Annotated in this window: 19 protein-coding genes, 8 tRNA genes and 1 pseudogene; 23 read left to right on the forward strand and 5 right to left on the reverse strand. The window is 30.4% G+C overall.

The features are described 5' to 3' along the window. The first annotated feature begins 41 nt into the window (after positions 1 to 41). The 12 genes from hemE to ISP02_RS04815 all read left to right on the forward strand — a co-directional run bounded on the left by hemE (position 42) and on the right by ISP02_RS04815 (position 5,168). On the forward strand, positions 42 to 1,076 hold the full coding sequence (gene hemE, locus ISP02_RS04760; protein WP_195720454.1) for a uroporphyrinogen decarboxylase: 1,035 nt from the start codon (positions 42 to 44) through the stop codon (positions 1,074 to 1,076). A 65-nt stretch (positions 1,077 to 1,141) separates the two neighbouring features. Next, on the forward strand, positions 1,142 to 2,065 hold the full coding sequence (hemH, locus tag ISP02_RS04765; RefSeq protein ID WP_195720455.1) for a ferrochelatase: 924 nt from the start codon (positions 1,142 to 1,144) through the stop codon (positions 2,063 to 2,065). A gap of 18 nt (positions 2,066 to 2,083) precedes the next feature. Then, on the forward strand, positions 2,084 to 3,478 hold the full coding sequence (gene hemY, locus ISP02_RS04770; protein ID WP_195720456.1) for a protoporphyrinogen oxidase: 1,395 nt from the start codon (positions 2,084 to 2,086) through the stop codon (positions 3,476 to 3,478). Positions 3,479 to 3,574: 96 nt separating this feature from the next. After that, positions 3,575 to 4,132, forward strand: coding sequence for an RBBP9/YdeN family alpha/beta hydrolase (locus tag ISP02_RS04775; protein WP_195720457.1), 558 nt, complete (start codon positions 3,575 to 3,577; stop codon positions 4,130 to 4,132). 328 nt (positions 4,133 to 4,460) lie between these two features. After that, a tRNA-Met gene (locus tag ISP02_RS04780) sits at positions 4,461 to 4,534 on the forward strand. A gap of 11 nt (positions 4,535 to 4,545) precedes the next feature. Next, positions 4,546 to 4,621, forward strand: a tRNA-Asp gene (locus tag ISP02_RS04785). 4 nt (positions 4,622 to 4,625) lie between these two features. Then, a tRNA-Phe gene (locus ISP02_RS04790) sits at positions 4,626 to 4,698 on the forward strand. A gap of 15 nt (positions 4,699 to 4,713) precedes the next feature. Beyond that, positions 4,714 to 4,786, forward strand: a tRNA-His gene (locus ISP02_RS04795). Positions 4,787 to 4,800: 14 nt separating this feature from the next. Continuing rightward, a tRNA-Gly gene (locus ISP02_RS04800) sits at positions 4,801 to 4,874 on the forward strand. A gap of 11 nt (positions 4,875 to 4,885) precedes the next feature. Further along, positions 4,886 to 4,960, forward strand: a tRNA-Asn gene (locus ISP02_RS04805). 1 nt (position 4,961) lies between these two features. Next, positions 4,962 to 5,033 (forward strand) — tRNA-Glu (locus ISP02_RS04810). 46 nt (positions 5,034 to 5,079) lie between these two features. After that, positions 5,080 to 5,168: transfer RNA gene (locus ISP02_RS04815), tRNA-Ser, on the forward strand. A 170-nt stretch (positions 5,169 to 5,338) separates the two neighbouring features. On the opposite strand, the pseudogene ISP02_RS04820 reads toward ISP02_RS04815, so the two are convergent. Continuing rightward, positions 5,339 to 5,590 (reverse strand): annotated as a pseudogene (locus tag ISP02_RS04820) (tyrosine-type recombinase/integrase); the annotation flags it as partial. Between the two features lie 319 nt (positions 5,591 to 5,909). Between ISP02_RS04820 and ISP02_RS04825 the strand changes: the two are divergent. From ISP02_RS04825 to ISP02_RS04845, 5 genes are all read left to right on the forward strand, one after another. Beyond that, a complete protein-coding gene (locus ISP02_RS04825; protein ID WP_208455771.1) occupies positions 5,910 to 7,046 on the forward strand; it encodes a M24 family metallopeptidase in 1,137 nt (378 codons plus the stop codon). A gap of 156 nt (positions 7,047 to 7,202) precedes the next feature. Further along, positions 7,203 to 7,352: a hypothetical protein gene (locus ISP02_RS04830; protein WP_195720459.1), complete on the forward strand. Its 150-nt coding sequence runs from the start codon at positions 7,203 to 7,205 to the stop codon at positions 7,350 to 7,352. A 157-nt stretch (positions 7,353 to 7,509) separates the two neighbouring features. Further along, positions 7,510 to 8,463 (forward strand): alpha/beta hydrolase, encoded by a 954-nt coding sequence (locus ISP02_RS04835; protein WP_195720460.1) that lies wholly within the window; start codon positions 7,510 to 7,512, stop codon positions 8,461 to 8,463. 113 nt (positions 8,464 to 8,576) lie between these two features. Then, a complete protein-coding gene (locus ISP02_RS04840; RefSeq protein WP_195720461.1) occupies positions 8,577 to 9,497 on the forward strand; it encodes an NAD-dependent epimerase/dehydratase family protein in 921 nt (306 codons plus the stop codon). A gap of 67 nt (positions 9,498 to 9,564) precedes the next feature. Then, complete coding sequence (locus ISP02_RS04845; RefSeq protein ID WP_195720462.1) at positions 9,565 to 10,248, forward strand: type 1 glutamine amidotransferase domain-containing protein; 684 nt, start codon at positions 9,565 to 9,567, stop codon at positions 10,246 to 10,248. 225 nt (positions 10,249 to 10,473) lie between these two features. On the opposite strand, the gene ISP02_RS04850 is transcribed toward ISP02_RS04845, so the two are convergent. The 3 genes from ISP02_RS04850 to ISP02_RS04855 all read right to left on the reverse strand — a co-directional run bounded on the left by ISP02_RS04850 (position 10,474) and on the right by ISP02_RS04855 (position 12,717). Beyond that, positions 10,474 to 11,670: a cation:proton antiporter gene (locus ISP02_RS04850; RefSeq protein ID WP_195720463.1), complete on the reverse strand. Its 1,197-nt coding sequence runs from the start codon at positions 11,668 to 11,670 to the stop codon at positions 10,474 to 10,476. Positions 11,671 to 11,815: 145 nt separating this feature from the next. Then, positions 11,816 to 11,938 carry a hypothetical protein gene (locus tag ISP02_RS13120; RefSeq protein ID WP_268933170.1) on the reverse strand — a complete coding sequence of 41 codons (123 nt, stop codon included), beginning with the start codon at positions 11,936 to 11,938 and terminating at the stop codon, positions 11,816 to 11,818. A 608-nt stretch (positions 11,939 to 12,546) separates the two neighbouring features. Continuing rightward, entirely contained in the window at positions 12,547 to 12,717 is a 171-nt protein-coding gene (locus tag ISP02_RS04855) for a hypothetical protein (RefSeq protein WP_195720464.1), read from the reverse strand. Between the two features lie 1,934 nt (positions 12,718 to 14,651). On the opposite strand from ISP02_RS04855, the gene ISP02_RS04865 reads away from it, so the two are divergent. The 3 genes from ISP02_RS04865 (at position 14,652) to ISP02_RS04875 (ending at position 17,532) form a co-directional block, all read left to right on the forward strand. Continuing rightward, the gene (locus ISP02_RS04865) at positions 14,652 to 14,834 is read left to right on the forward strand and encodes a hypothetical protein (protein WP_195720465.1); all 183 of its coding nucleotides are present in this window, start codon (positions 14,652 to 14,654) and stop codon (positions 14,832 to 14,834) included. 914 nt (positions 14,835 to 15,748) lie between these two features. After that, entirely contained in the window at positions 15,749 to 16,432 is a 684-nt protein-coding gene (locus ISP02_RS04870; protein ID WP_195720466.1) for an exotoxin beta-grasp domain-containing protein, read from the forward strand. 386 nt (positions 16,433 to 16,818) lie between these two features. Next, entirely contained in the window at positions 16,819 to 17,532 is a 714-nt protein-coding gene (locus ISP02_RS04875) for a trypsin-like serine peptidase (protein WP_195720467.1), read from the forward strand. Between the two features lie 616 nt (positions 17,533 to 18,148). Here ISP02_RS04875 and ISP02_RS04880 read toward each other — a convergent pair. After that, positions 18,149 to 18,334, reverse strand: coding sequence for a hypothetical protein (locus tag ISP02_RS04880; RefSeq protein ID WP_195720468.1), 186 nt, complete (start codon positions 18,332 to 18,334; stop codon positions 18,149 to 18,151). A 342-nt stretch (positions 18,335 to 18,676) separates the two neighbouring features. Here ISP02_RS04880 and ISP02_RS04885 point away from each other — a divergent pair, with 342 nt between their 5' ends. The 3 genes from ISP02_RS04885 (at position 18,677) to ISP02_RS04895 (ending at position 24,380) form a co-directional block, all read left to right on the forward strand. Then, on the forward strand, positions 18,677 to 18,886 hold the full coding sequence (locus ISP02_RS04885; RefSeq protein WP_195720469.1) for a hypothetical protein: 210 nt from the start codon (positions 18,677 to 18,679) through the stop codon (positions 18,884 to 18,886). Between the two features lie 467 nt (positions 18,887 to 19,353). Further along, positions 19,354 to 22,737: a YSIRK-type signal peptide-containing protein gene (locus ISP02_RS04890; protein ID WP_195720470.1), complete on the forward strand. Its 3,384-nt coding sequence runs from the start codon at positions 19,354 to 19,356 to the stop codon at positions 22,735 to 22,737. Positions 22,738 to 23,705: 968 nt separating this feature from the next. After that, entirely contained in the window at positions 23,706 to 24,380 is a 675-nt protein-coding gene (locus tag ISP02_RS04895) for a Wzz/FepE/Etk N-terminal domain-containing protein (protein WP_195720471.1), read from the forward strand.

The raw sequence follows: 24,380 nt of genomic DNA on the forward strand, positions 1-24,380 counted from the left end.
TATTATAAATAAGAATGATTATAATGTAGGAGGATTTAACGGTGCATAATAAAAATAATACAATACTTAATATGATAAAGGGTCAACCAGTCGACCACACACCGGTATGGTTTATGCGTCAGGCAGGAAGGTCGCAGCCTGAGTATAGAAAGTTAAAAGAAAAATATTCTTTATTTGAGATAACACATCAACCTGAGTTATGTGCTTATGTGACGCATTTACCCGTAGATAATTATGATACGGATGCCGCAGTATTGTATAAAGATATTATGACACCACTACAACCCATTGGTGTTGACGTAGAAATTAAATCTGGTATTGGTCCAGTGATTCATAATCCTATAAAGTCACTTAGTGACGTAGAAAAGCTAAATCACATTGATCCTAAAAGGGATGTGCCTTACGTATTAGATACAATTAAATTATTGACGACTGAAAAATTAAATGTCCCATTAATTGGTTTCACTGGTGCTCCGTTTACATTAGCGAGTTATATGATTGAAGGGGGACCTTCGAAAAACTATAATTTCACAAAAGCTATGATGTACAGTGATGAACAAACATGGTTCGCTTTAATGGATCATCTTGTTAATGTATCTATTTCATACGTATCAGCACAAATTGAAGCGGGGGCAGAATTGATTCAAGTCTTTGATTCTTGGGTCGGTGCATTAAACGTACAAGACTATGAATACTATATAAAACCTGCAATGACTAAATTAATTTCAGGAATTAAGTCACAATATGATGTCCCGGTCATATTATTCGGCGTAGGTGCGAGTCATCTAGTAGATCAATGGAATAGTTTACCTATTGATGTCTTAGGACTAGATTGGAGATTATCAATAAAAGAAGCGAGTGATTTAAATGTAACAAAAACGTTGCAAGGTAATCTTGATCCTTCATTATTGCTTTCACCCTGGGATGTTATTGAAAGTAGATTAAAAGATATATTAGATCAAGGAATGGATTACGGCCAACACATCTTTAATTTAGGTCACGGAGTTTTTCCTGAAGTAAAACCTGAAACATTAAGAAAAGTGACGGAATTTGTACACAATTATACTCGCCGTTAAAGGGTATAATCTAAAATAAGTATTGGTAAATGAATTTTTAAGTTTAATACAAAGGATGATAAGGCATGGTAAAAACAGTAGGACTATTGGTTATGGCTTACGGTACTCCATACAAAGATAGTGATATTGAAGATTATTACACAGATATTAGACATGGCAAGAGACCAACAGATGCTGAACTACAAGATTTAAAAGAGAGATATGAATTTATTGGGGGATTATCTCCTTTAGCTGGAACGACTGATAGACAAGCAGAAGCACTATGTAACGCATTGAATGAGACTTATAGCGAAGTGAAATTCAAATTATATCTTGGTTTGAAACACATTACACCATATATTGAAGAGGGCGTTAAACAGATGCATGATGATGGCATTGATGAAGCTGTCACTGTAGTATTAGCACCTCATTTCTCTAATTTTTCAGTAGGCTCATATAATAAAAGAGCAAAAGAAGAAGCTGACAAATATGGTATTAAATTAACGCATGTAGAACATTATTATCATCAAGAAAAATTCATACAATATTGGACTCAAAAAATTAATGAAACATTAAATGACATTCCTGAAGAAGAACATGATGAAACAGTTTTAGTTGTTTCTGCTCATAGTTTACCTAAAGGAATGATTGAAAAATCAAATGACCCATATCCAAATGAATTGCATGAAACTGCAAAATTATTATCTTCAAAATCAAATATTAAACATGTTGCAGAAGGTTGGCAATCAGAAGGTAATACTGGTACGCCATGGTTAGGACCAGATGTTCAAGATTTAACGCGTGATTTATATAAAGAACATGGTTATAAAAACTTCATCTATACACCGGTAGGATTTGTATGTGAACATTTAGAAGTGTTATTCGATAATGATTATGAATGTAAAGTAGTATGTGATGAAATAGGTGCCAATTATTATCGACCTGCAATGCCTGACACAAATCCATTGTTTATTGGTGCCATCGTTGATGAAATACAAAATTTATATTAAGAGGTAGAGTGATTTTTAGTGGTTAAAAGCGTTGCGATAATTGGGGCTGGTATCACTGGCTTATCGAGTGCATATTTTATTAAAAAGCAAAATCCTTCTATAGACGTAACTATTTATGAAGCTACTGATAGAGCAGGTGGTAAAATACAAACGTATAGAAAAGATGGTTACACAATTGAATTAGGTCCAGAATCTTATTTAGGTCGTAAAAAAATAATGACTGAGATAGCTGAAGAGATAGGATTAAAAGATGACTTGATAACTAATAAAACAGGGCAATCATATATTTACGCTAAAGATAAGCTTTATCCGATCCCTGGCGGTTCTATTATGGGAATTCCTACAGATATTAAACCTTTTGTCTCTACAAAACTAATATCGGTAAAGGGGAAAATACGAGCAAGTTTAGATTTAATTAAAAAACCAACAAAAATGAGTGAAGATATTTCAGTTGGTGCATTTTTTAGAGATAGACTCGGTGATGAAGTATTAGAAAATTTAATTGAACCTTTGATGGGCGGCATATATGGAACAAACATTGATGATTTAAGTTTAATGAGCACGTTCCCCGAGTTCAAAAGACGGGAAGAACAATTTGGTAGTTTAATTAAAGGTATGAAACACGAAAAAGAACAACGAATTAAACAACGTCAATTGTATCCGGGTTCACCTAAAGGACAGTTTAAGCAATTTCGTCATGGATTAAGCTCTTTTATTGAAGGATTAACTAGTTATGTAGAGGATATGGGTGTTAAAATTCAATATAAAACACCTGTAGATGATGTCATTGTGTCACAACAGCATTATAAGTTAGTATTCGGCGATGATCAAAAAAACTATGATGGGGTAATAATTGCAACGCCTCATGAAGTCTTTATGAATTGGTTTAAAGAAGACCCGGCATTGGATTATTTTAAAACAATGCAATCTACTACAGTAGCTACAGTAGTTATGGCATTTGATGAACAAAATATTGAAAATACCTACGAAGGTACTGGATTTGTAATTGCACGAACAAGTAATACAAGTATCACTGCTTGTACGTGGACAAGTAAAAAATGGCCATTTACTACGCCTGAAGGTAAGGTGCTCATCCGTGCATATATTGGTAAACCAGGAGATACAGTTGTTCAAGATCATTCGGATTCAGAAATCGTAGACATCGTTAGAAATGATTTAAGTAAAATGATGAAATTTTACGATGATCCTGATTTCAGTATCGTCAATAGATTGCCAAATAGTATGCCACAATATCATATAGGTCATATTAATAAGATTAATGGGATACAAAGTCATATTGCAACGACATATCCAAGATTACGCATTACAGGAGCGCCATTTGAAGCGGTAGGATTGCCAGACTGTGTTGCGCAAGCACAAGAAGCAGTTAATAGTATATTAGAAGAATTATAAAACGAAGTTGAGGTTGTCGTATAACTTTTGGTATAATAGGCAACTTCAACTTTTTTACATTCATAATAGTCATATTTTATTTGAAAAGGGGATATCATGACAGATATTATTATTGTTCATTCAAAACTAGGAAATGCAACCAATCATTGGTATGAATGGTTACGTAATAATTTACAATTAGAAGGATATAATGTCACATTATTTAATATGGAAGACGCTTATTCCAATCCATTGCAATCATGGATAAATAAGATGGATGATCAAGTGGATATTAATAAAGGTGACACATATTTTGTAACGCACGGCTATGGTACATTAGCTGCGCTAAAGTATTTGGAATTACAAGATATTGAGCAGATTGAGGGCGTATTTATTATTTCAGGTTTTAAAGAAGATGCGTCAGATAGTGGTGGAAATTTAATATCTGATGATATACGACTTGATTACGACATTATTCAAAATAAAGCGAAACAATTTTATGGATTATGTGCAAAAGATGATGCATATATTTCATATAAAGAAACCGAACGCTTAATGAAAGCATTGAATGGTAATTATAAAATAACTCAACATGGTGGCCACTTTATAGCTGATGCTGGATTTACCACTTTTATTTTACTGCAAGACCACATCCAAAAAATAATGTCCAAATAGAGTGGAGAACATTTGAAATACTTAATATAGTAATTACTTTAAGGATTTACGCTTTGAAAACTAGCGATTTTACTTAAAAAACATAAATTAACCACTAAAATTAAAATATTATTGTTATAATCCTTTTTTACACTAAAAAGTTTAAGCAAGTTATTGACTATATGACGGAATATTAATATACTGTAAAAGGCTTAAGAAATCGCACAAATTTATAGCCAACAAGTCAGGTTATTGTTATAAATAATTAATAAATAATGATTGACTTGATAGCGATAAACATGGTATTATAGTTTGGTAAGCCAATTAATCAAGAAATTAATATTATTATCGCGGGATGGAGCAGTTCGGTAGCTCGTCGGGCTCATAACCCGAAGGTCGGTGGTTCAAATCCGCCTCCCGCAATTACATATTTTGGTCTCGTAGTGTAGCGGTTAACACGCCTGCCTGTCACGCAGGAGATCGCGGGTTCGATTCCCGTCGAGACCGCCATTATGGTTCAGTAGCTCAGTTGGTAGAGCAATGGATTGAAGCTCCATGTGTCGGCAGTTCGATTCTGTCCTGAACCATTACTTTTAACTTTGGCGGTTGTGGCGAAGTGGTTAACGCATCGGATTGTGGTTCCGACATTCGTGGGTTCGATTCCCATCAACCGCCCATAATCGCTAAAAGCGGGTGTAGTTTAATGGCAAAACCTCAGCCTTCCAAGCTGATGTTGTGGGTTCGATTCCCATCACCCGCTCCATTTTATATTAATCCACAGTAGCTCAGTGGTAGAGCTATCGGCTGTTAACCGATCGGTCGTAGGTTCGAGTCCTACCTGTGGAGCCATGGCCCCGTGGTCAAGCGGTTAAGACACCGCCCTTTCACGGCGGTAACACGGGTTCGAGTCCCGTCGGGGTCATACAAACAGAAGTGAAAATCGCTTCTGTTTTTTTATATTTATATTTGGAGAGTTGTCCGAGTTGGCCGAAGGAGCACGCCTGGAAAGTGTGTAGGCGCCACAAGCGTCTCGAGGGTTCGAATCCCTCACTCTCCGCTAATACATATTTTGAGCTTTCTTGAGACACCGTAAACCTTGTTATAATAGGGTTCGGTGTTTTTACTTTATACAGACTTTCATAAAAAATGTCATCCTCATGTCAAATTGGCGTAAAAAATAATAAAACCATGTCAAAATTAAGGTTTTGTTGACATGAAATCTCTGTATCACATGTGGCGCAAGCCTTCTAGCGTTTTACTTTCTTCTTGCTTTTGACTTTCCTCTAATAAATGACTATATGTCGATAGGGTAGTAGTTATATCTGCATGTCCTAAGCGTTTTGAAATATAATATATTGATATGCCTTCGTGAATTAACATTGAGCAGTGTGTATGACGTATGGAGTGCAATGTATAACTACCAATCCTATTATTTAAACAGAAACGTTGTAAAACTTTAGAAACTGCATTGTGTGTAACGCTACTTTTATAAGTGGCGGTTTTTTTACTTCACGTAAAAATGTGTTGAAATAAACGTGTCTGTTTAGACGAACTCCTTAGTTATTAATTACATTTGCCTCCTTTTAGTAGGGGGCTTTATATATTTTGAAGGTTTGGGTTAATAAAAAGGGTTACTTATTTTACTATTTAAGAAAGTTATATTAGTTTTACGATTAATTTTCCGCCACTCACATTAACAGATGGATGGTCATTTTTTTACATATAAATATATAAATTTTTGACTCATTATTATAATTAGCGATAATGTGGATGTGTAATCATAAATTAATATACAGGAGTGATAATTATAGTAAAAGAAGAATTGAAAAATAGACTCCAAGAATTGCGCAAACAAATGAAAGCAAATAACTTAGATTCATATATTATTACAGATGAGCTTGACGTTTGGTATCTTACCAATATCACATACAGTCCTGAAGAGCGACCATTCTTTATTATTGTACCACTTGAAGGTAAACCTCAATTAGTAGTGCCAAAAATGGAAGAAAGACATTTAGGCGAAGAAAGTAATATCGATGTTGATATAATTTCTTATTGGGATAATCCGTCACCTGAAGGTGATAATTGGTTTGATCATGTTAACCAAGTTATCAAAGATTTCACACGTACAGGTATTGAAAATAACGTTAAGGCAAGTATCTTTTTTGAGATTGAAGCTAACGAATTAATTTCTTTAGATTTAGTTACTGAAATGCGTAAAGTGAAAACACCGTATGAAGTTGAACAAATTAGACATACATGTAAAATTGCAGATGACGCCATGGCTTATATGTTAAACTCAGCGAAAAAAGGGGATAACATTTTAGGCATGTTTGCAGTTGCTGGCCAAATTCAAGAAGAATTGGTGCAAGCGAAAAAATTCAATCCAATTTTAAGTGAGCTTTTAACAGTAGTATGGCCAGCTCCCGGTAGTGCTATGCCACATGGTGTACCAGATATAGAAGATACAATGGAAAATGGTCCTCATATTGCAATGTCTTACTTCCGTGTCGATGGTTATGCAGCTGAGAATGAACGTACATTTTTTGTAGAACAACCTAGTGATAAAGAACGCGAAATTTTCCAAATCATGATGGAAGCAAGAGAAGCTGCTTTAGCAAAACTTAAACCTGGAGTTAAAACAGCAGAAGTTGATAATGCAGCTAATGAAGTGATAAATAATCATGGGTTGAAAAATGCTTTACGTCATCGTACAGGCCATGGTATAGGACTTAATAATCACGAAGGATCATTCATTGCCGAAGGGTCTAAAGATGTGTTACAAGAAAATATGGTTATTTCGATTGAGCCAGGTATTTATTTAGATGGTATTGGAGGATTTAGACATTCGGATACTGTTCTTGTAACTAAAGATGGTTATGAAATATTAACGCACGCGCCAACTACTATTGAAGAATTAACTTTAAATAATTAAAATTAAATAATTTAGAAACTCCATTGCAATAAACGTAGATTGTAACGGGTTTAAAAAAACAATTAATGTATAGTGCTAAGTATAATATTATGTAATCACTTGTTTTAGCGTCTATTTAAAATCACGAGATTTATAGAAATAACTAATAAGTAAAAAATGCAATATATGAAGGTTAATTTATTACCGATTTCATGCCCACCCGTTTCTCATCACTTAAGATTGATGTTAGATACAGGTATTTTATCTGTTAGCCAAACAGAACTTGTGAGATACTATGCTTCTGAACTAGAAGGTGCTTTAGATTGATTAAAAGGACTTACTTATTCTCTTGAAAAAATATTGGAAATAAAGGTAAGAAATAAGCTTTATTTTTGATTGTTACGTTTATATGTTTAAACTTACGGATAATGTAACAGTGTTATCCATTATTGAATAATAATCTAAACAGTAAAGGAGATTTGTTATGACTAATAAAGTAGTTTTAGAGTCGGCTGCACAAGAATTTAGTGAGGTGAATAAACCTCATCCAAGAATTTATGAATTAGAACCTAAAGATGGTAGAGATTTACTAGAAGAAGTACAATCATCTCCCGTTGATAAATATAATGTAGATATTGAAGATACAACCTTTTCAACTGAAAAATGGGGAGACATACCAGTACGTTTTATTCGTCCAGAAGGGGAGAAAGGTAAACTTCCAGTAATTTACTATATACATGGTGCTGGTTGGGTGTTTGGTAGTGCAAGAACGCATGACAAATTAGTAAGAGAATTAGCTGTAAGAACAAATTCTGTAGTAGTATTCCCAGAATACACACGCTCTCCTGAAGCTAAATATCCAACAGCAATTGAACAAAATTATGATGTATTGCAACAATTAATAGATGTATCTGAAGAGAAAAATTTTGATGTTAACCAATTAACAGTTGCTGGTGATTCAGTTGGCGGTAATATGGCTACTATAATGACTATCATGACAAAACAACGTGATGGGTTACCAATAAATCAACAACTGTTATATTACCCTGTAACAAATGCAGAATTTGATACAGAATCATATAACCAGTTTGCTGAAAATTACTATCTTACTAAAGAAGGTATGCAATGGTTTTGGAATCAATATACAACGGATTCTGAAGAAAGAGCAGAAATCACTGCATCTCCTCTACGTGCTTCTATTGAAGATCTTAAAGGATTACCACCTGCTATGATTTTAAATGCGGAAGCTGACGTATTACGTGACGAAGGCGAAGCTTATGCAAATAAATTAAGAGAAGCTGGGGTTGAAATAGCTCAAATACGTTTCCAAGGAGCGATTCATGACTTTGTTATGGTGAATGATTTGGATCAAACCAATGCAACTCGTGAAGCTATGGACATTTCAACATCTTGGATTAATAAGAAAAATAATCATTAATATTACAACGTATGGTTAACACATAACCTTTAATTTGTAGTTAAGTGAGCCAGCAAAGTATGTTGGTTCACTTTTTTTATATTTAATTACTAATAACTTGGAGTGAACTTATAATGCAAACAGTATTAGGAAGTAATGGACAAATTGGACAAGAAATAGCAAAAGAAATTCATAAAAATTATACTAAAGAAATTAGGTTAGTCGGTAGAAAGCCAAAAAAGATTCACGAATCAGACGAATTAGTAGCAGCTGATTTAATGAACTACGAAGATACTTATAAAGCTGTAGATGGCAGTGACATTGTTTATTTTGCTGTTGGTTTACCGGCCGATTCAGAAATGTGGGAAAATCAATTTCCGACGATTATGGCTAATGTCATTAAAGCTTGCCAAGAAACAAGTAGTAAATTAGCATTTTTTGACAATACTTATATGTATGAAAAGAACGATAATATTCAAGTAGAAGATAGCCCTTTCATACCAAGAGGACGCAAATCACAGGTGCGTGCAGACATAGCTGACATGTTATTATCAGCTATGAAGGATGAATCAATAGATGCAGTCATTGGTCGTGCACCAGAGTTTTATGGCCCAGATTTAACACAAAGTATTACAAACTCTATGGTCTTTAATCGTGTTAAAGAAGGCAAACGAGCAATTGTTCCGTTAAGTGATTCTGTTTTACGTACGCTTATTTGGACACCCGATGCTAGTCGTGCATTAGCATTACTTGGAAATACGTCTGATGCATATGGAGAAACATGGCATTTACCTACAGACATTAATATTACTTATAGAAGTCTAGTCAATAAAGTTGAGAAGATTACCGGTAAAAAAGTCAGCTATACTGTAGTTCCAATGTGGATTTTTAAAGTAGGCAGTCTATTCAATAAACAAGTTAAAGAGCTTATGGAACTACTGCCTCGTTACAAGTATGATAATATATTTAATTCTAATAAATTTAAAGAACGTTTTCCTGATTTTGAAATCACAACATTTGAAGAAGGTATCAACAAAGTATTCTCGAAAAAATAGTTCTACTTATTACAAGTATGTTTAATCATTTGGCGCTTTTATTAAAATAACTATGAGGGGATTAATAATGAAAAAGATAATGATAGTAAATACAAGCAGCGCACAATTTGGAGAAAGTGATAAACCTACTGGTTTATGGTTAGGTGAGCTCGTTCATTTTTACGATTACTTTAACACTGATGAATATCAAATGGATTTATTTAATATTAAAGGTGGCAATACACCAATTGACCCAGTAAGTCTAAACATATTTATGTTGGATCGCGTGACCAAAAAATATTACAAAGATGAACGCTTTATGGGTTTATTAAAAAATTCCAAATCAATTGATTACGCAAATCCTAAGGAATATGATGTACTCTATTTCACAGGCGGGCATGGTGTTATGTTTGATTTTCCTGACAACCAACACATACACAATGCCGTAAATGAAGTATACAATCACGGTGGCATTGTTGCTGCCGTATGTCATGGGATTGCTGCTTTATTAAACGTAAAAAATGATAAGGGAAGTCACTTTGTAGATAACAAATTACTTACTGGTTTTTCAAATATAGAAGAAGTTTTAGCTAATCGTAAAAATAATGTTCCATTTATGTTAGAAGATCAACTCAAAAAACGCGGCGCAAGCTATAGTAAATCAAAAATACCATTTAGACCCTATGTGAAGGTTGATAACCGACTAATTACTGGACAAAACCCTCAATCTCCAAAACAAGTTGCGCAAGTTGTAACTAAGTTATTAAGTTAATGCAAAGTGATATCATTCGTTATTAAAGAGATAAGTATAAGGTAAAATGTTTTATAATTATTAAGAAAATTTAAACACGATATAGATGGCTTCACATTAAAAACTACTAAAACACTATATAAATATGCAAACACCCGCCTATCCTAGGCGGGTGTTTAACCATAATATTAATTATTATAAATTATAAAAATCTATTATACTATAGTCTTAGTTCTGTAACTTAATTTAATTTTTTTGTCTTAGAATAAGATTGGCTATAAGTGGAAAGATTAATACGGTTAATGCACCACTTGTAATCATTACTCCTGATATGGCAGGGGTAATTAGATTTGAAGTTTCGGCTATTCCAGCTACAGCTACAATAATCGGCAAGCCAGTAGCAGAGTATAAACTTAAAGCTAGCTGTTCTTTTTTACTATTTAGGTTAGAATACGTATTTGTAAATCTTTCCCTAAGATAAACTATGGCCCCGCGTGTTATGGCAATGAAAGCAAATAGAATAAGAACTAATTGCCAATTTCCAAGTACTTTTAACAAGTTAATGTTCATTCCACTAGTAATGAAAAAAACTGGGATTAAAAAACTAAAACCAACTATTTCAATTTTATGTGCAATTTCTTCACCTTGCTTTGGAGAAAATGCCTTTAAAATTACATTAAGCAAAATCCCTGCCAGAAAGGCTCCTAAGGCTATATCTAGCTTAAGAACTGCTGTAAGCAACATTAGAGTTATTAAAATAAAAACTGTCATTCTTAATGTAGTTTGCATAGTCGTATTTGATGCTGATAAAATTGCTTTTCCTAATAAAGGAGTTTTACGAATAAATCTAATAGGTAATGCAACTACTATTATTGATATAATTGAGAATGATATTAAAATAATTGAAGCTTGCCACGTTGCAAATGCTGAAAGTAATAATGACATAGCGATAATCGGTAAAAGCTCTCCATACGCTCCGTGAGTTATTGTAGATTTTCCTAAATTAGAATTTATTATTTTAGAGTCTTTCAAAATTGGTAACAACGTACCTAACGCTGTTGATGTACAAGCTATAGCAATAACTATAGAAATATTAATATTACCATTAGTAAATAAAAAACTAATACCTATTGCAAATAAAAAACTAATAATCCAAGTAAGAAAAGCTTGTTTTCCTTGCTTATTTCGCATATCAGAAGTATTAACTTCAAAACCTGCTAGTAAAAATAGAAAACCCATACCGAGTTCACGTATTATTTCTATTGATTCTGTGAATTCTGAAAATCCTAGCATAAAAGGACCTATTATTATTCCAAATATTAAAAGCCAGATGACATCAGGTATAAATCTACGCGTTATAAGAGCACAAATCGGCGCAAGCATTGCTGCTAAAATAATCCACCATAAGGAATATAGATTTTCTATCAAAAAATTATGAGACATATAACTCCTCCATATAAATTTAATTTACAGATTTCTATAACAGACATTGTTTATAGATATTATTCGATAATTATACCTATAGTATAATATCACTTCGAATAATAAAAAAACCACCTAAATTAATAGATGGGTATATTTTTATTTGTTATTTTGTTTTTGATTTTAATTTCTCTTTCTTTTTTATAGTTCGCTGAATCGCACCAATCTTCCATAAATTATCAAACATACGTTGTACGGTTGCTTGCGATGGTTGCGTTATATTAATCACTCCTTTTCATTATACGGATGGCCAACCAAGGACTCACACGGATAATCCCGGTTTGGGCGTTTGTTTTGAACGTCCTCGGAACGTCCCCAATAGTCCTTAGGCATTGGTGTGAAAGTGTTTTTGAAATCCCTCACTCTCCGCTATTTCGATATTCCTCGTCAATCAACATTTATAAAAATGTTGTTATGACGGGGTTTTATTATATATCGCTCTGTGTTTTTGAACGTGCAAGTATTTTTGGTGTGTCGTTAGTATCCAAGCATTGCTTTTGTTGTCATTCCTCCTAAATGAGGAAATAAATTTTTAATTTATTTTGATAGAATCGACCTATTATTCCATCTAGCATTTGAATAATTATCATGATTAGAACATAACAATTAATAATATATTACTATGTACACTTAAAGTAAGAGTTGTTAGAAGGCTTACAGATATGCTTATAGATAAAGGATTGAAAGATGTTATAGATTTATTAATGATTACATATTGAATTGAGAACGATAAAATTACTAAAGTACTAATGAGTGTGAAAAATGATAGAATTACCTACTTTACAAATTCACCTTAATAAAGATAAAAAAATATAGGGCACCGTTGGGTTGCCTGCCCTAAGTTACTTGTAATGTAACAATTCCAATTACTATCAATAATAATAATGAACCAATTAACCAATATAAATTAACTTTGTTACGTCCGTTAGATTTCATAAAGTATCTGTACATGTTATAAATTGCGAATATAAAACTTAATATGAGTAGTATTGAAAATATTGTAATCATTATCGCACCTCTTAAATTTAAATATATTAGACATAATAGGATGCCCATTAAGAATTATTCATTTTCTCTAGCAGTAGTAATAACGCAAGTTTTCCTATAGCTCTAGCATTATTTAATGCATCATGAGGTTGTCCAGAGTCTAACTTGAATTTATTTTTTTAAGTTTCTAATCTGTGATTAGATGTTTCATTCATACAATTTCTTGCATAATTTAATGTATCAAACGTTCTAAATTTACTATTTTCAATACCTAAATTTGATAGATTATAAAACAAAAATTTAATATCAATAGGGCCATAATGACTAAATATTGTTTTATCTTTTTATTTGTTTTTCAAAAGTTCCTTAGTTTTCTTACTTATTATGGACTTATCTTTAAATATTTATTACTTAATTCCGTAATAGCTCCATTTTTTGCCTATATTATCTATAACTGTCCTAAAATAACCAGAAAACTCATCAATAATTTCCCTTTATTTAAGTTCTACAAGACCATATTGAATCATTTCATCGTTATCATAATTTAAACCAGTTGTTTCAAAATCGATTACGACAAAAGAATCGGTTATTTTTTAGTTTTGTAGATGACAAATCTAATGATAAGTCTTTTTTGTAAAAAGTTTGGATGTTAATAGATACAATAACTTTAGTGTCATTGTTTTGAATTTGGACAATTCTTGTTCCTGTATGCTCGGCACTATTTATTATCTGCTGGCTATTATCCATTTTCGTTTCGGTATTGCTAATTTTTTTGTCCGTTATTATTAGATTTATCATTATTTTTTTATGATTTTTTTCCCTGAAAAATTGTATATTAAATGAATGAAACTAAAGATTCATTTTCATAATAGCACTTAGTAAATATGAAAGTCAAAATCCCACCTAAATTAATAGGCGGGATGTTCTACGTGTCAATTTAGTTATAATTAGTTAAACTATTTTATACTGTGTTAAAAAGTAAGAAAATGTTCTCACTCTCTGCCAGGTCGTAAAAGTACATCAAAATGAATACTCCTCGATATCGAAAGAACGTTGATATATCAGCGTTCTTTTTATTTTGTCAAAAATGAATAAAAGTGAACACTATATTTTTTGGTCAACAAGCGGACAAATTGACCACTTTTAATTTTATTTTATTTTATCCGTTTAGTTATCCGCTATTTTGTAAGAATCATGATTGGACGGTCTACAGATTTTGTTTTGATATCTTGCAAATGTATGTTGTCCATCTGTAACTACGTTCATGTAAATAGTTAGAAAAGATTATTTATATGTTATTTTTTGTTAAAGCTTTTTCATTTGTATAACAATATTATTTTTTTTGAAGAAAATTGTTTTTTAAAAATTAAAATATTTGCAATTTTAATTTAAATATATTATCATATTAAATAATTTAATGCAAAGGGGTGATATTATGTTAGGTGGTTTATTAGAAAATATTTTGAAATTAGTTTTTGATCACATCGAATAATGTTTTTTATTTTAAACGAAGGGGTGATTTAAATGATTGAAAATGTTATTGAATTAATACTTAAAAGTCTTTAAAAATAACTGAAAATTCAGTTATATTAAAACTTTAGCACTTGTGCTTTGCACAAGTGCTTCTTATTAGACATAAATTAGATTTTATAATTCTTATATTTTGAAAAATATCGATTCAATTAATGTTATATTATGAGACAGCTCTTTACGAGGTGTCATTTTTTTATGTTATAAATGATGCAGACAATATTCTTACTATTGCTCGCCAAAATATAGAAATACATATGAAGAAGTGAGTAGGTGCATTGTTCCATGCCTGCCCTTTTGTTATTCTTAATATAGCCATACACAATGCAAGGGTAGGCACTAAGGTGCTTACTCTTGTTTTTATTGAAGTTATATAATTGTGTAATCTGTATATGTTTAGTAGCTCAAAAAAGAAGGAGTTTAGTATGTCTGCATTAAGAATTTTATTATTAATATGTGTTGCAGTTTTTGTTGGTAATATTGTATTAATGATTTTAGATAGTACATCTTTGAATATTTGGATTGCTAGAATTTTAAGTGGGATAGCTTGTGCTATTACAGGTATCAGTCTAACTAATTATTATCAAAAAAAGAGAACTAAAAAATAGATTTTTATAAAGCTTTCCAATTAGTAACTATTTTTCTAACCATGCTAGTTACTGATTGGTTATTTTTTTCATATACATATAAATTTTTTAACGCTTTGAGTGTTAAGTGAGGTGCTTTGTGAATCTTAATCTATGAATCAAAACACTTTATAAATGGCACGTTATGGCATGTTGTTATTTTGTGTACATCTTTATTTACTTCCTCGTAAGGTCATTCTTAGCTACGATTGCATCATTTTTTTTAGTGAATCCTATTTTTCTATAATTTTTTCAATTTATCACAAAATCATATTTTCATGTTTATTAATTGGTATTCATGTATTCCTCATAAAAAGGTGAATATATGGCACTGGAGGTTCCCTTGAATTTATATTGACCACATTTATGAGCTAAACTAAATATTTATAGGTTAAAAGAATAACAGAAGAATCTTCTCAAATAATTATACACGTTTAATTTACTAGAATTTTCACTTGTAAATAAAAGATTATTTACTTTTTGCTATTACAACTAAAATTATTATAATAATGTATTAATATTCGGGTAATTATTTTTAACTTATTACAAACTTTAAAAAATTATTTGTCTTAAATTAGTGTCATATACTAATAAAGCAATGTATATGTAGGCGTATATTATATAATTTATTTTTTACTTTAAACTCTATTTTATTTACTTAATTTTTAATAAAACTATGAAATTATAAAAGAGGGGTTTATATTTAATAGAAACAGATAAATTGATAAGTATCTTGTCAGGTAGTGTAGCCAAAAAACAAGTTTTGCACCAATTACATTTGGGGTTAATTTATGGATTAATTCTAATAAATAATTATAAAATACTTGCAACTAATGGTTAGGTTTATGAAGATCTTATTATTTATTCAAAAAGCTCAGTTGAATCGGAGGTAGAAGATGAAAAATAAATTTTCGTTTGTAATTGTTGTAATAAGCTTATTTATTGTGTTTAATAATTTAGACTTACATGCAAAAGATAATAATAGATATAGATCAGAAGTTTTAAAAAATTATTATAACACTGACTTATTAGATTATAGTGATCAAACAATAATAAAAAAATACGGTGATAATATTGTAATAGAAGCTGGAGATCAAAATCAAAAGGTTAAGATTGCTTCTTTTTTAAATAACTCGCAATTATTTGATAGATTAAATGTTGGAGATAAAGTTAATATTAAAGCTATAAAAGAGTTTACTTATCCAATATGTAAAGGTATAGGTTATGAAACAAAGGGTGGGGTGACCATATCTTCTGAAGAACCTATGGTTGATAATTATAGTATACCACTGACAGTGTTTAAGGATGATGGAAGTAAAACGATAGCAGCACCTAATATTATGCAATTTAATAGGGAAAATGTAACTATACAAGAACTTGATTATAAAACAAGAAAAGTATTAATTAAGAAATTAGATTTGTACAAAAACTCAAATTATTCTAATGGAAAAATATATGCGCATATGAAGAATGGAGAAGAGATATTCATATCTGATTTATCAGTGAAACCTAATTATAGTGATAATAAGTTGATTAATGCAAAAAATATTAGTCATATGGATGTTCAACTAGCATATTAAAAAAACGAAATATTGTAAATTAACACAAAAGCAAAGAGACTATGATATATAAATAACTTTACAAAAACCTAATTATTAATTTATTGGTATTAATATGTCGTTAATTTATATCTATATAGCCTCTTATTTTGAAAATACATGTGATCTTTTGGTTTGAAATATATTCGGTTATTATTAGTGACATACAACATCTATCTTTATAACAAGATATCTGATAGTTAGGCGAACGACATAATCTATGCGAAGTATGCTTTATTTTTACTTTAGACAGACAATACTTTACTTGTTTATCAGTATTTATATATTAAGTGTACTATTTACTTTAAAATATAAATAAAAATATATAAAACGATTATATATATAATAAAACATCAAGGAGTGACATCATGATAAATAATTTAGGTAAATTAATAATTTTGTGTATCTTATTAACATTTACTTTTTCTATTGGAAATAAAGTTGAGGCTAACAATCAGGGTGTCGTAACAACTAATACTACTGAGGGAAATAATTTATTTACGTCTAAGTTACAATTAAATAATGGATATTGTACTGCTGTAGCATTATCGGAGAAAACTTTTTTAACTGCGGGACATTGTGTTGGCTTTGAAAGTAAAAATGAATCTCTAGGTTATGTTTACCCGGCTAATTCAGGTATTTTAGATCCATTATCCTATATGGAAGTTACTGAAAGTATTAATTATGACAATAATAATAAAGCTGGTGGTAAGGATTTAGCCTTAGTAAAAGGAACATCGCCATCGACAAGTATGCTTTATTATTTGAAAGACAAGTCACCTAAAATTAAAACAATAGACAACATTGAGGAATATATTGGTCGTGAAGTATACACAATAGGATACCCGCTTAATAAAGGGGAAAAATATCAAGTGAGATATGACGGTCAAATTGTAGCCGAATACCATGATACAATAGGGACTGATATATCACCTTCTAAAGGAGGTCGTTCTGGAGGTGGCTTATACTTAAAAGATACGGATGAACTTATCGGTATTTTATCATTTAATACTCAGAGCACTACGACTTATTTTGCACCAATTACGACCGAAGTAAATGAATGGATAAATGAGCATAAATAAAAGAACGTTTAATCTTCATAAACATCTATTTGAATATAATTTTTATTATTGTTGTAAAGTTAAAATAATTTCATACATAAGTGATCCCATTATATTTTAGTAAGTTAAATGTCGGAAATAAAGTAAAAGTACATGCAGTTAAAGATTTAAGTCATGGCATTTGTGATGATGTAAAATATGAGGTGAACAGAGGGGCGGTATTAGTTTAACATCACAACATAAAATCTTCCCATGGATGTATTTATTGGAGACACTGATTACACTGTAGTTAATAATCATATTATGTAGTTTAATAAAGCACATACTATGATTTAAGAGAAAGGTAATAAAGTTAGAAAATTATTAATTTATAAAAGTGGTACTTACAAAGATTTAAAACATATCAATGGTCAGATTTATACTCATATGAATTATGACTGAAAGATTTTTATAGCAAATTTAAATACTAAGCCAAATTATAAAGACAATAGATTAATTAACACTGAAAATATTAGTCATTTAGACATAAGTTTAAAAATAAAATTAAAACCATTGTAGTTATTAGTTACAAATATAACTTCAATGGTTTTTATGTACAGTTACTAATATATACATATGTGATTTATCTATAGAATAATTAAGATGTTTTATCATTATTAAAAAATGAATCAACAACATCCGCTACATTTTCGCGAGCATTATCTTTTTTATTTTGTTGTTTAAGATCTTCATCATCAATTTCTTCATCTGTAATGTCAGCGATTCTATTTTTTACTTCTCTTCTTGTCCAGCCCATCTTTTTAATTTCTTTTTCATAGTCCATGTTGGATTAAGCTCCTTGATTTTATGTTTTTGTATTCAAAAAATTGTTCTTCATTTAAATTATAATATTAGAAATTTTATGCTATTTAATTTCAAATAATGTTAATCAACCACATTATATTGGTTTTTACAAATTTAGCAACTAAATTGACTTAAAATAATACTTCTTTTAGATGTTCAGAATAAATATTTATGACGCATAGTATACATTTAAAACCAGATTTGAGGGGATTGTAATAGTAATTTAATTGAAGAAAGTATTGTTAATGATCCGTTCGTTATTGCTTATGATATTAAAAATGGAGCATCATATCTAATTGATAATGGCTATCATGGTTACTTAGTGAATAATGGCAATATAGATGACTTAGCTATTGATTTAATTATTTACTTAAATATGCTAACAACAAAATACCAAAATTTTTATGATACAGCGTTAGACAAGGTTAAACCATTCTCTAATGAAAAGATCGCAAAATTTTCGGTAGGGCTATTTGAAAGCACGAAGACGAATGTAAAAGTAATTAGAAATGATAACAAATTTAAAAATTAAAAAATAAGATTAAAAGATTATCTAAAGTTATAGAAGTAAAAATAATCAATTAGACTGGTTTGTTGGTATATTGGTTATCACACTAGGTTTGGCTAGCAGTGCATTTTAATTGTATTAACACCTATGGTAATATAGGTGTTTTTTATTTACAGTTGCTTAATTATTACCAAATTAACTTAATATATTTATCTAAAAAGTACATTAATATTTTACATACCTTATTCAAAAAATAATTTAATAACTAATATCGTCATTTATATAAGAGAAATTGATGTTTAAAATCACCTAAGCAAATTTAAATAATAAAAATTGTTAGTTATATTTATAGTGACGTATTTTTTCTTTTTACTTATTCCACACTATTATTTTACTTAACATCGAATGAATCTTTTATTAATCATTAAATGTATATATAATTCTGATTTGCCTAAGTTAGGCAAAAATTTAATAAAGGGAGTAGGATTAAATTGGAATATAATCAAGAATACGCATCAAGAAAGGTCAACAAATATTCAATTAGAAAATTTAGTGTTGGACTTGCGTCTATAGTTGTGGGAAGTGTCATTTTTTATGGACAGAATGTACAGGCGGCAGAAGGACAACAAAATAACGTATCAATGCAACAAAATAATAGCGCAGATGCACAAACACCTTCGTCGGAAGTGAATGATTCTGCAGTGAGTGCTGTGAATGTGCAAAGAGTAAGCTCTGAAAGTATATTGACAGAAAGCAACACAGGTAGTGAAGTTAAGCAACTTAGTGCACAAGTGACATCAAATGCTAATCAACCACAAACTGCACAAGCACCTGTAGAAAATAAAAATCAAGTACAAGACAATACGAACGTAACAAAGCAAAGCCAACAGTCCTCTAAATCAGTATTAAAACAAACTCAAGTTGAAATAAAGCAAGTCAATGCGCAAACTAAGCAAATTGATTTATTTAATTATATAGAGCAAAATAGTAAACATTTAACAGAAAACGAGAGACAATTTTATTTACGTGCAATAGCACGTGAAATGCCAATTTTGACGAAAGATTGGCAAAAAATTTATGACAAGAACTACTCTGCAGTAACTAATGATGTGAACACAAGTGAAGTTGGAACTCAAAAGGTTCAAAAAATAAAAAATATAACTGACTCATTACAAAGCTTAATTACAAATAGAGATAGTGATGAGTACTATACTAATTTGAGAAATGACAATATATCTAAAAATTTAAATCACTTTACGTTAAATAATAATTTTGAAAAAACACAAGATGGGGAGCAAACACTTAAACTAGGCCTAAGTAAAAATATTGTACAAATAACATATCCTCATAATGGTAAGTGGCTTAAATGGGACCATAGGTTTGATCACTGGGGGATTCGTACGAATGATTCTTTGAATAATAAAATTAAAGAAGTTAGATTAAAATATCGTTGGAATGGTAAATCTTATGACGAAGTTATCAACAGAGATAAAGATGGTTTTTACTGGTTTAAAGAAGAAGCAAAACATGGTTTTAAAGCACACTTAGGTGGGGCAGTAGATTTTCTTGTTAAACTTAAAAAGAATGCGGTATTAGATAAGAGTAAAGACGCTGTTTGGGGCTACATACTTAGCGATGCTGAACATAAAAACCCAATGGCAATCGTCAACTATGCTTTTAAGAAATTTAATTTAGGTCAACAAAATTTTGATCAAAATTTTAATGCTAGTACGCTAGCGACGTTAAAACAAGATGTAACTAGTAAAATTAATGATAAAATACGTGGTTTCTCAGCTCAGGATACGAGTAAAGACTATTACTTAGGTCAATTATCGCAAGTGACTGAGAGCATTACTACGCCAGAACAATACATTGAAGCAATAGCAAAATTAATACACATTAATCGACGTGTTACTACCGCTTTAGAAGAAGTTAGGCCGAGTGCACCTCAACATAGAACGGTTAATGCTAATACTAAAGATGTTAACGTATTAAAATATATCGAAGAAAACAGTAAGTATTTATCAGATGAAGAACGTAAATTCTTCCTACGTCAAGTTACACGCCATTCGGGGTTCCATTCACGTGACTGGAATCATATTTATAGAAAAGATTATGACAATATATCTGCGAATGTGAATAGTAGAACGGTTGGTTCAAGCAATGTTGATAGTTTAAACAAATTATTAACGGCAATGTATGATTTAATCGAAGGTCGTAACAATGACCAACTATATAAAGAATTAACAACTGATTCAGCCAGCCAAAATTTAAACAATACGTATACGTTAGATAACAATGTAACACAAAATAACGGCCAACAAACTGTAAAAATACAAGTAGGAAAAACTACTTTACAATTTTCAGACTATAATAATGGAGCATGGTGGGAATGGCAAAAACGCTTTGAACAATGGGGCTTAAGAGCTAACGAATCGCTAAATAGAAAGATAGATAAGGTAACAGCAAAATATCGTTGGAATGGTCAAGAATACGAAGATGTATTGGTTAGAGATAGCAAAGGTTTCTATTGGTTCAAGGAAGATGAAAAATTTGCAGATGGTAAAGCAAAAGTTGGTGGAGAAGTGAATTTCTTATTAACATTTAAGAAAGATGCAGTTCTTGATAAAGCTAATGATAAATTATGGGGTTATGTCATTAGTGATTCTAAAGATTTAGAAACAAAAGCAGGTGCTAATGTAGGTTTTGGAAAAATTAACTTTGATTCAGTATTAAGTAAGTTTAATAGTCAAGCGGTAACTAATATAAAACAAGATTTACTCAATAATATTCAAACATTAGCACCAGTATTAACTACTGTTCAAGAAAATGCTGAAGGATTTAAAACAAAACTTGAAGCGGTCAACATTGATAATTTATCTGAGCAACAATTTGAGCAGGTAAAATCTCAATTAGATAATCTTACTAAAGAAGTTGCACAATCTGCGCTAAAAAACAGTTTATTATCAGTACCATCTAATAAAGAACATCTAAGCCAATATGCTAAATTATCGAATGATAGTTATTTCTTAAGTTTCCAATCATTAAATACTGATCCTGTTAATTCACTTAATGCAGACGGTTCTGTCACATTAAAACCACATGGCTATTTATTCTATAATGTGAAAACTGAAAAGGAATTAGCGCCTGGTAAGCGAGTGAATTTAACATTAGTAGCTAACAATGTGGACAAAAATACTAAATTCGAATATGGTGTTCTGAGCGAAAATAATACTTATATCGTAGGTATTACGCAAATTCCTAAAACAAACGACGGACGATATAAATTACAAAACTTTACTATTCCACAAGGTGCAAAGAAATTTGCTTTACGTTTAGATAATCGCCAAGGTACAACTGATACACATGTAAAACTATTTACGTTAGTACCTGAAAATAGTATTCAAAATAAAACTGAAAACTTGTTAGTTGTACCAGATAATTTTCAACATATTGGGAATTTTGCTAAATACAACCAAGATGGACAATTTTTAAATTTCCAAGCGTTAAATACAGCACCAATTAATTCATTTAATGCAGATGGCTCTTTAACACTTAAACCAAAAGGTTATTTATTTTATAACCTGAAAGCTGAAGGAGCACTTGCACCTGGTAAACAATTTAATATATTAGTCATGACAAGTCAGGTTGATGAAAACACCAAATTAGAATATGGCTTCCATGACCAAAAAAATAAATTAGGTAATACGATTACTGCAATTACTAAAACAAGTGAAGGAAGATATTCTATAGATAACGTTACTGTACCTGAGAACGTTAAAGACGTCGCTCTTAGATTGGACAACCGTACTGGTTCTTCTGACGCAATTATTCAAGGTGTATTTATCGTACCTACAAAACCAACTGAAGTGTAACGTTATAAAGGGTATACGACTTTAGTAATAATTTATGTAAATATAAGATCAAAGCAATGGATGACTGATTTGCTAATGAACTTGTGCTAATTTGAAAAAATCTAACATTCATTGATAAAGCGGGAAGGCATAATCTAAAATAATCACGTAGATTTATCTCCCGCTCTTTTATTTATTTGGGAGGGGGATATTTATAGATCCAAACTGAATCAGCGCAGTAGGTGTTGAATTTTTGAAGGGATTGATGAATAATAATGGTCAAGATAAGTTATTTAACGAGTAACTTTATTAAATAATGGTGCGTAACTTTACGCTTATTAGTAAAAGAAGAACGACAAATACTCAATTCATAAGTATATATTTTACTTATATGTATATAATTTTTGCTTAGATTAAAGGTTTTAACATTTAAGAAAAAATTGTTGTTATAATAATTTTAGGTGTTAACACACCATTTATCTCCATTAGTAACACATAGGGTTAAGGGACAATCGCTATTGCGATTGTCTTTTTTATTTAATCAATATTTAACCAATGACTCAATTTATACAATTATTGTAATTATCTTTTCTCTCTTTTTAGCAATTATGAACATTAACTTTTGTTTGAAACTACACCTACTATTAATTAAAAATTGCAGCCACTTTTATTAAAATAAAGCCTCATTTTAACTATCTATATCGGTTAATCATTTCCTTTTTTTTACTTTTTTATAACCTAATTTTACTTAGCTTTGTAAAATTAATTTTCATAGTTTAAATAGTGCTATAATGCCAATGTATATAAACATTAAAATATTTTATGTTTATATTTACTATTTAATTTTTAATTAATTAAATTAGAAATTAAATATGTTTATTCGATGTTCGCATATATGGAAACAACAAGCAAGTTAGGAGTGTGACATGTTTGGATACATAAATTTAGAACTCAAATATGACCATTAAATTGTAGTTATAGGAGGCAATATGAATAGTACTTTAAATTTATTAGAAATTAGGAAAATAGTTAAAAAGAACATCGTTTTGCTAATCACTTTACCATTGCTTTTCTTAATCATTAGTATCATTGTAACGAATTACTTTATTGATAATAAATATGTAGCGAAAACACAATTATTAGTTTACGAAAAACAATCACAGCCTTTGAATTTTAATAATAAGGTACAAGAAATCCAATCAAATTTACAATTGGTAAATACGTATTCTGAAATTGTTAAAAGCCCTAGAATTTTAGAGAAAGTTGCTAAAGATAGTAACGTATCATACGAAGCGGATGCTCTAGCTAAAATGTTAACCGTAACTAATCAAACGGATACTCAAATTCTAAATATTGCTATACAAAGCAAGGATGCAAAAGAGGCTGAGTTAATCGCTAATAATGTAGCTAAAACTTTCCAAAAAGAAATACCTAAGATTATGGATGTAAATAATGTTTCTATATTATCTAATGCAAATAATACTGCAATACAAGTATCACCTAAATTATTGATTAATACTACTATTGGCTTAACAAGTGGAATAATGCTAGCCATTATTATTGTAATTATTAGGCAAATAACTGATAAACGTATAAAAAATGAAGCAGATGTAAAAGAAAACTTAGATATTCCTGTGCTTGGATTGATTCAAAAATATAATTGA

Source organism: Staphylococcus durrellii (assembly GCF_015594545.1).
GTDB classification, from domain to species: Bacteria; Bacillota; Bacilli; order Staphylococcales; family Staphylococcaceae; genus Staphylococcus; species Staphylococcus durrellii.

What these genes read in the sequence shown, in the direction of transcription:
- hemH (WP_195720455.1), top strand. Translation starts at nt 1,142, where the DNA reads ATGGTAAAAACAGTAGGACTATTGGTTATGGCTTACGGTACTCCATAC.
- ISP02_RS04775 (WP_195720457.1), top strand. Translation starts at nt 3,575, where the DNA reads ATGACAGATATTATTATTGTTCATTCAAAACTAGGAAATGCAACCAAT.
- ISP02_RS04830 (WP_195720459.1), top strand. Translation starts at nt 7,203, where the DNA reads ATGCAATATATGAAGGTTAATTTATTACCGATTTCATGCCCACCCGTT.
- ISP02_RS04835 (WP_195720460.1), top strand. Translation starts at nt 7,510, where the DNA reads ATGACTAATAAAGTAGTTTTAGAGTCGGCTGCACAAGAATTTAGTGAG.
- ISP02_RS04840 (WP_195720461.1), top strand. Translation starts at nt 8,577, where the DNA reads ATGCAAACAGTATTAGGAAGTAATGGACAAATTGGACAAGAAATAGCA.
- ISP02_RS04845 (WP_195720462.1), top strand. Translation starts at nt 9,565, where the DNA reads ATGAAAAAGATAATGATAGTAAATACAAGCAGCGCACAATTTGGAGAA.
- ISP02_RS04850 (WP_195720463.1), bottom strand. Translation starts at nt 11,670, where the DNA reads ATGTCTCATAATTTTTTGATAGAAAATCTATATTCCTTATGGTGGATT.
- ISP02_RS04855 (WP_195720464.1), bottom strand. Translation starts at nt 12,717, where the DNA reads ATGATTACAATATTTTCAATACTACTCATATTAAGTTTTATATTCGCA.
- ISP02_RS04865 (WP_195720465.1), top strand. Translation starts at nt 14,652, where the DNA reads ATGTCTGCATTAAGAATTTTATTATTAATATGTGTTGCAGTTTTTGTT.
- ISP02_RS04870 (WP_195720466.1), top strand. Translation starts at nt 15,749, where the DNA reads ATGAAAAATAAATTTTCGTTTGTAATTGTTGTAATAAGCTTATTTATT.
- ISP02_RS04875 (WP_195720467.1), top strand. Translation starts at nt 16,819, where the DNA reads ATGATAAATAATTTAGGTAAATTAATAATTTTGTGTATCTTATTAACA.
- ISP02_RS04880 (WP_195720468.1), bottom strand. Translation starts at nt 18,334, where the DNA reads ATGGACTATGAAAAAGAAATTAAAAAGATGGGCTGGACAAGAAGAGAA.
- ISP02_RS04895 (WP_195720471.1), top strand. Translation starts at nt 23,706, where the DNA reads ATGAATAGTACTTTAAATTTATTAGAAATTAGGAAAATAGTTAAAAAG.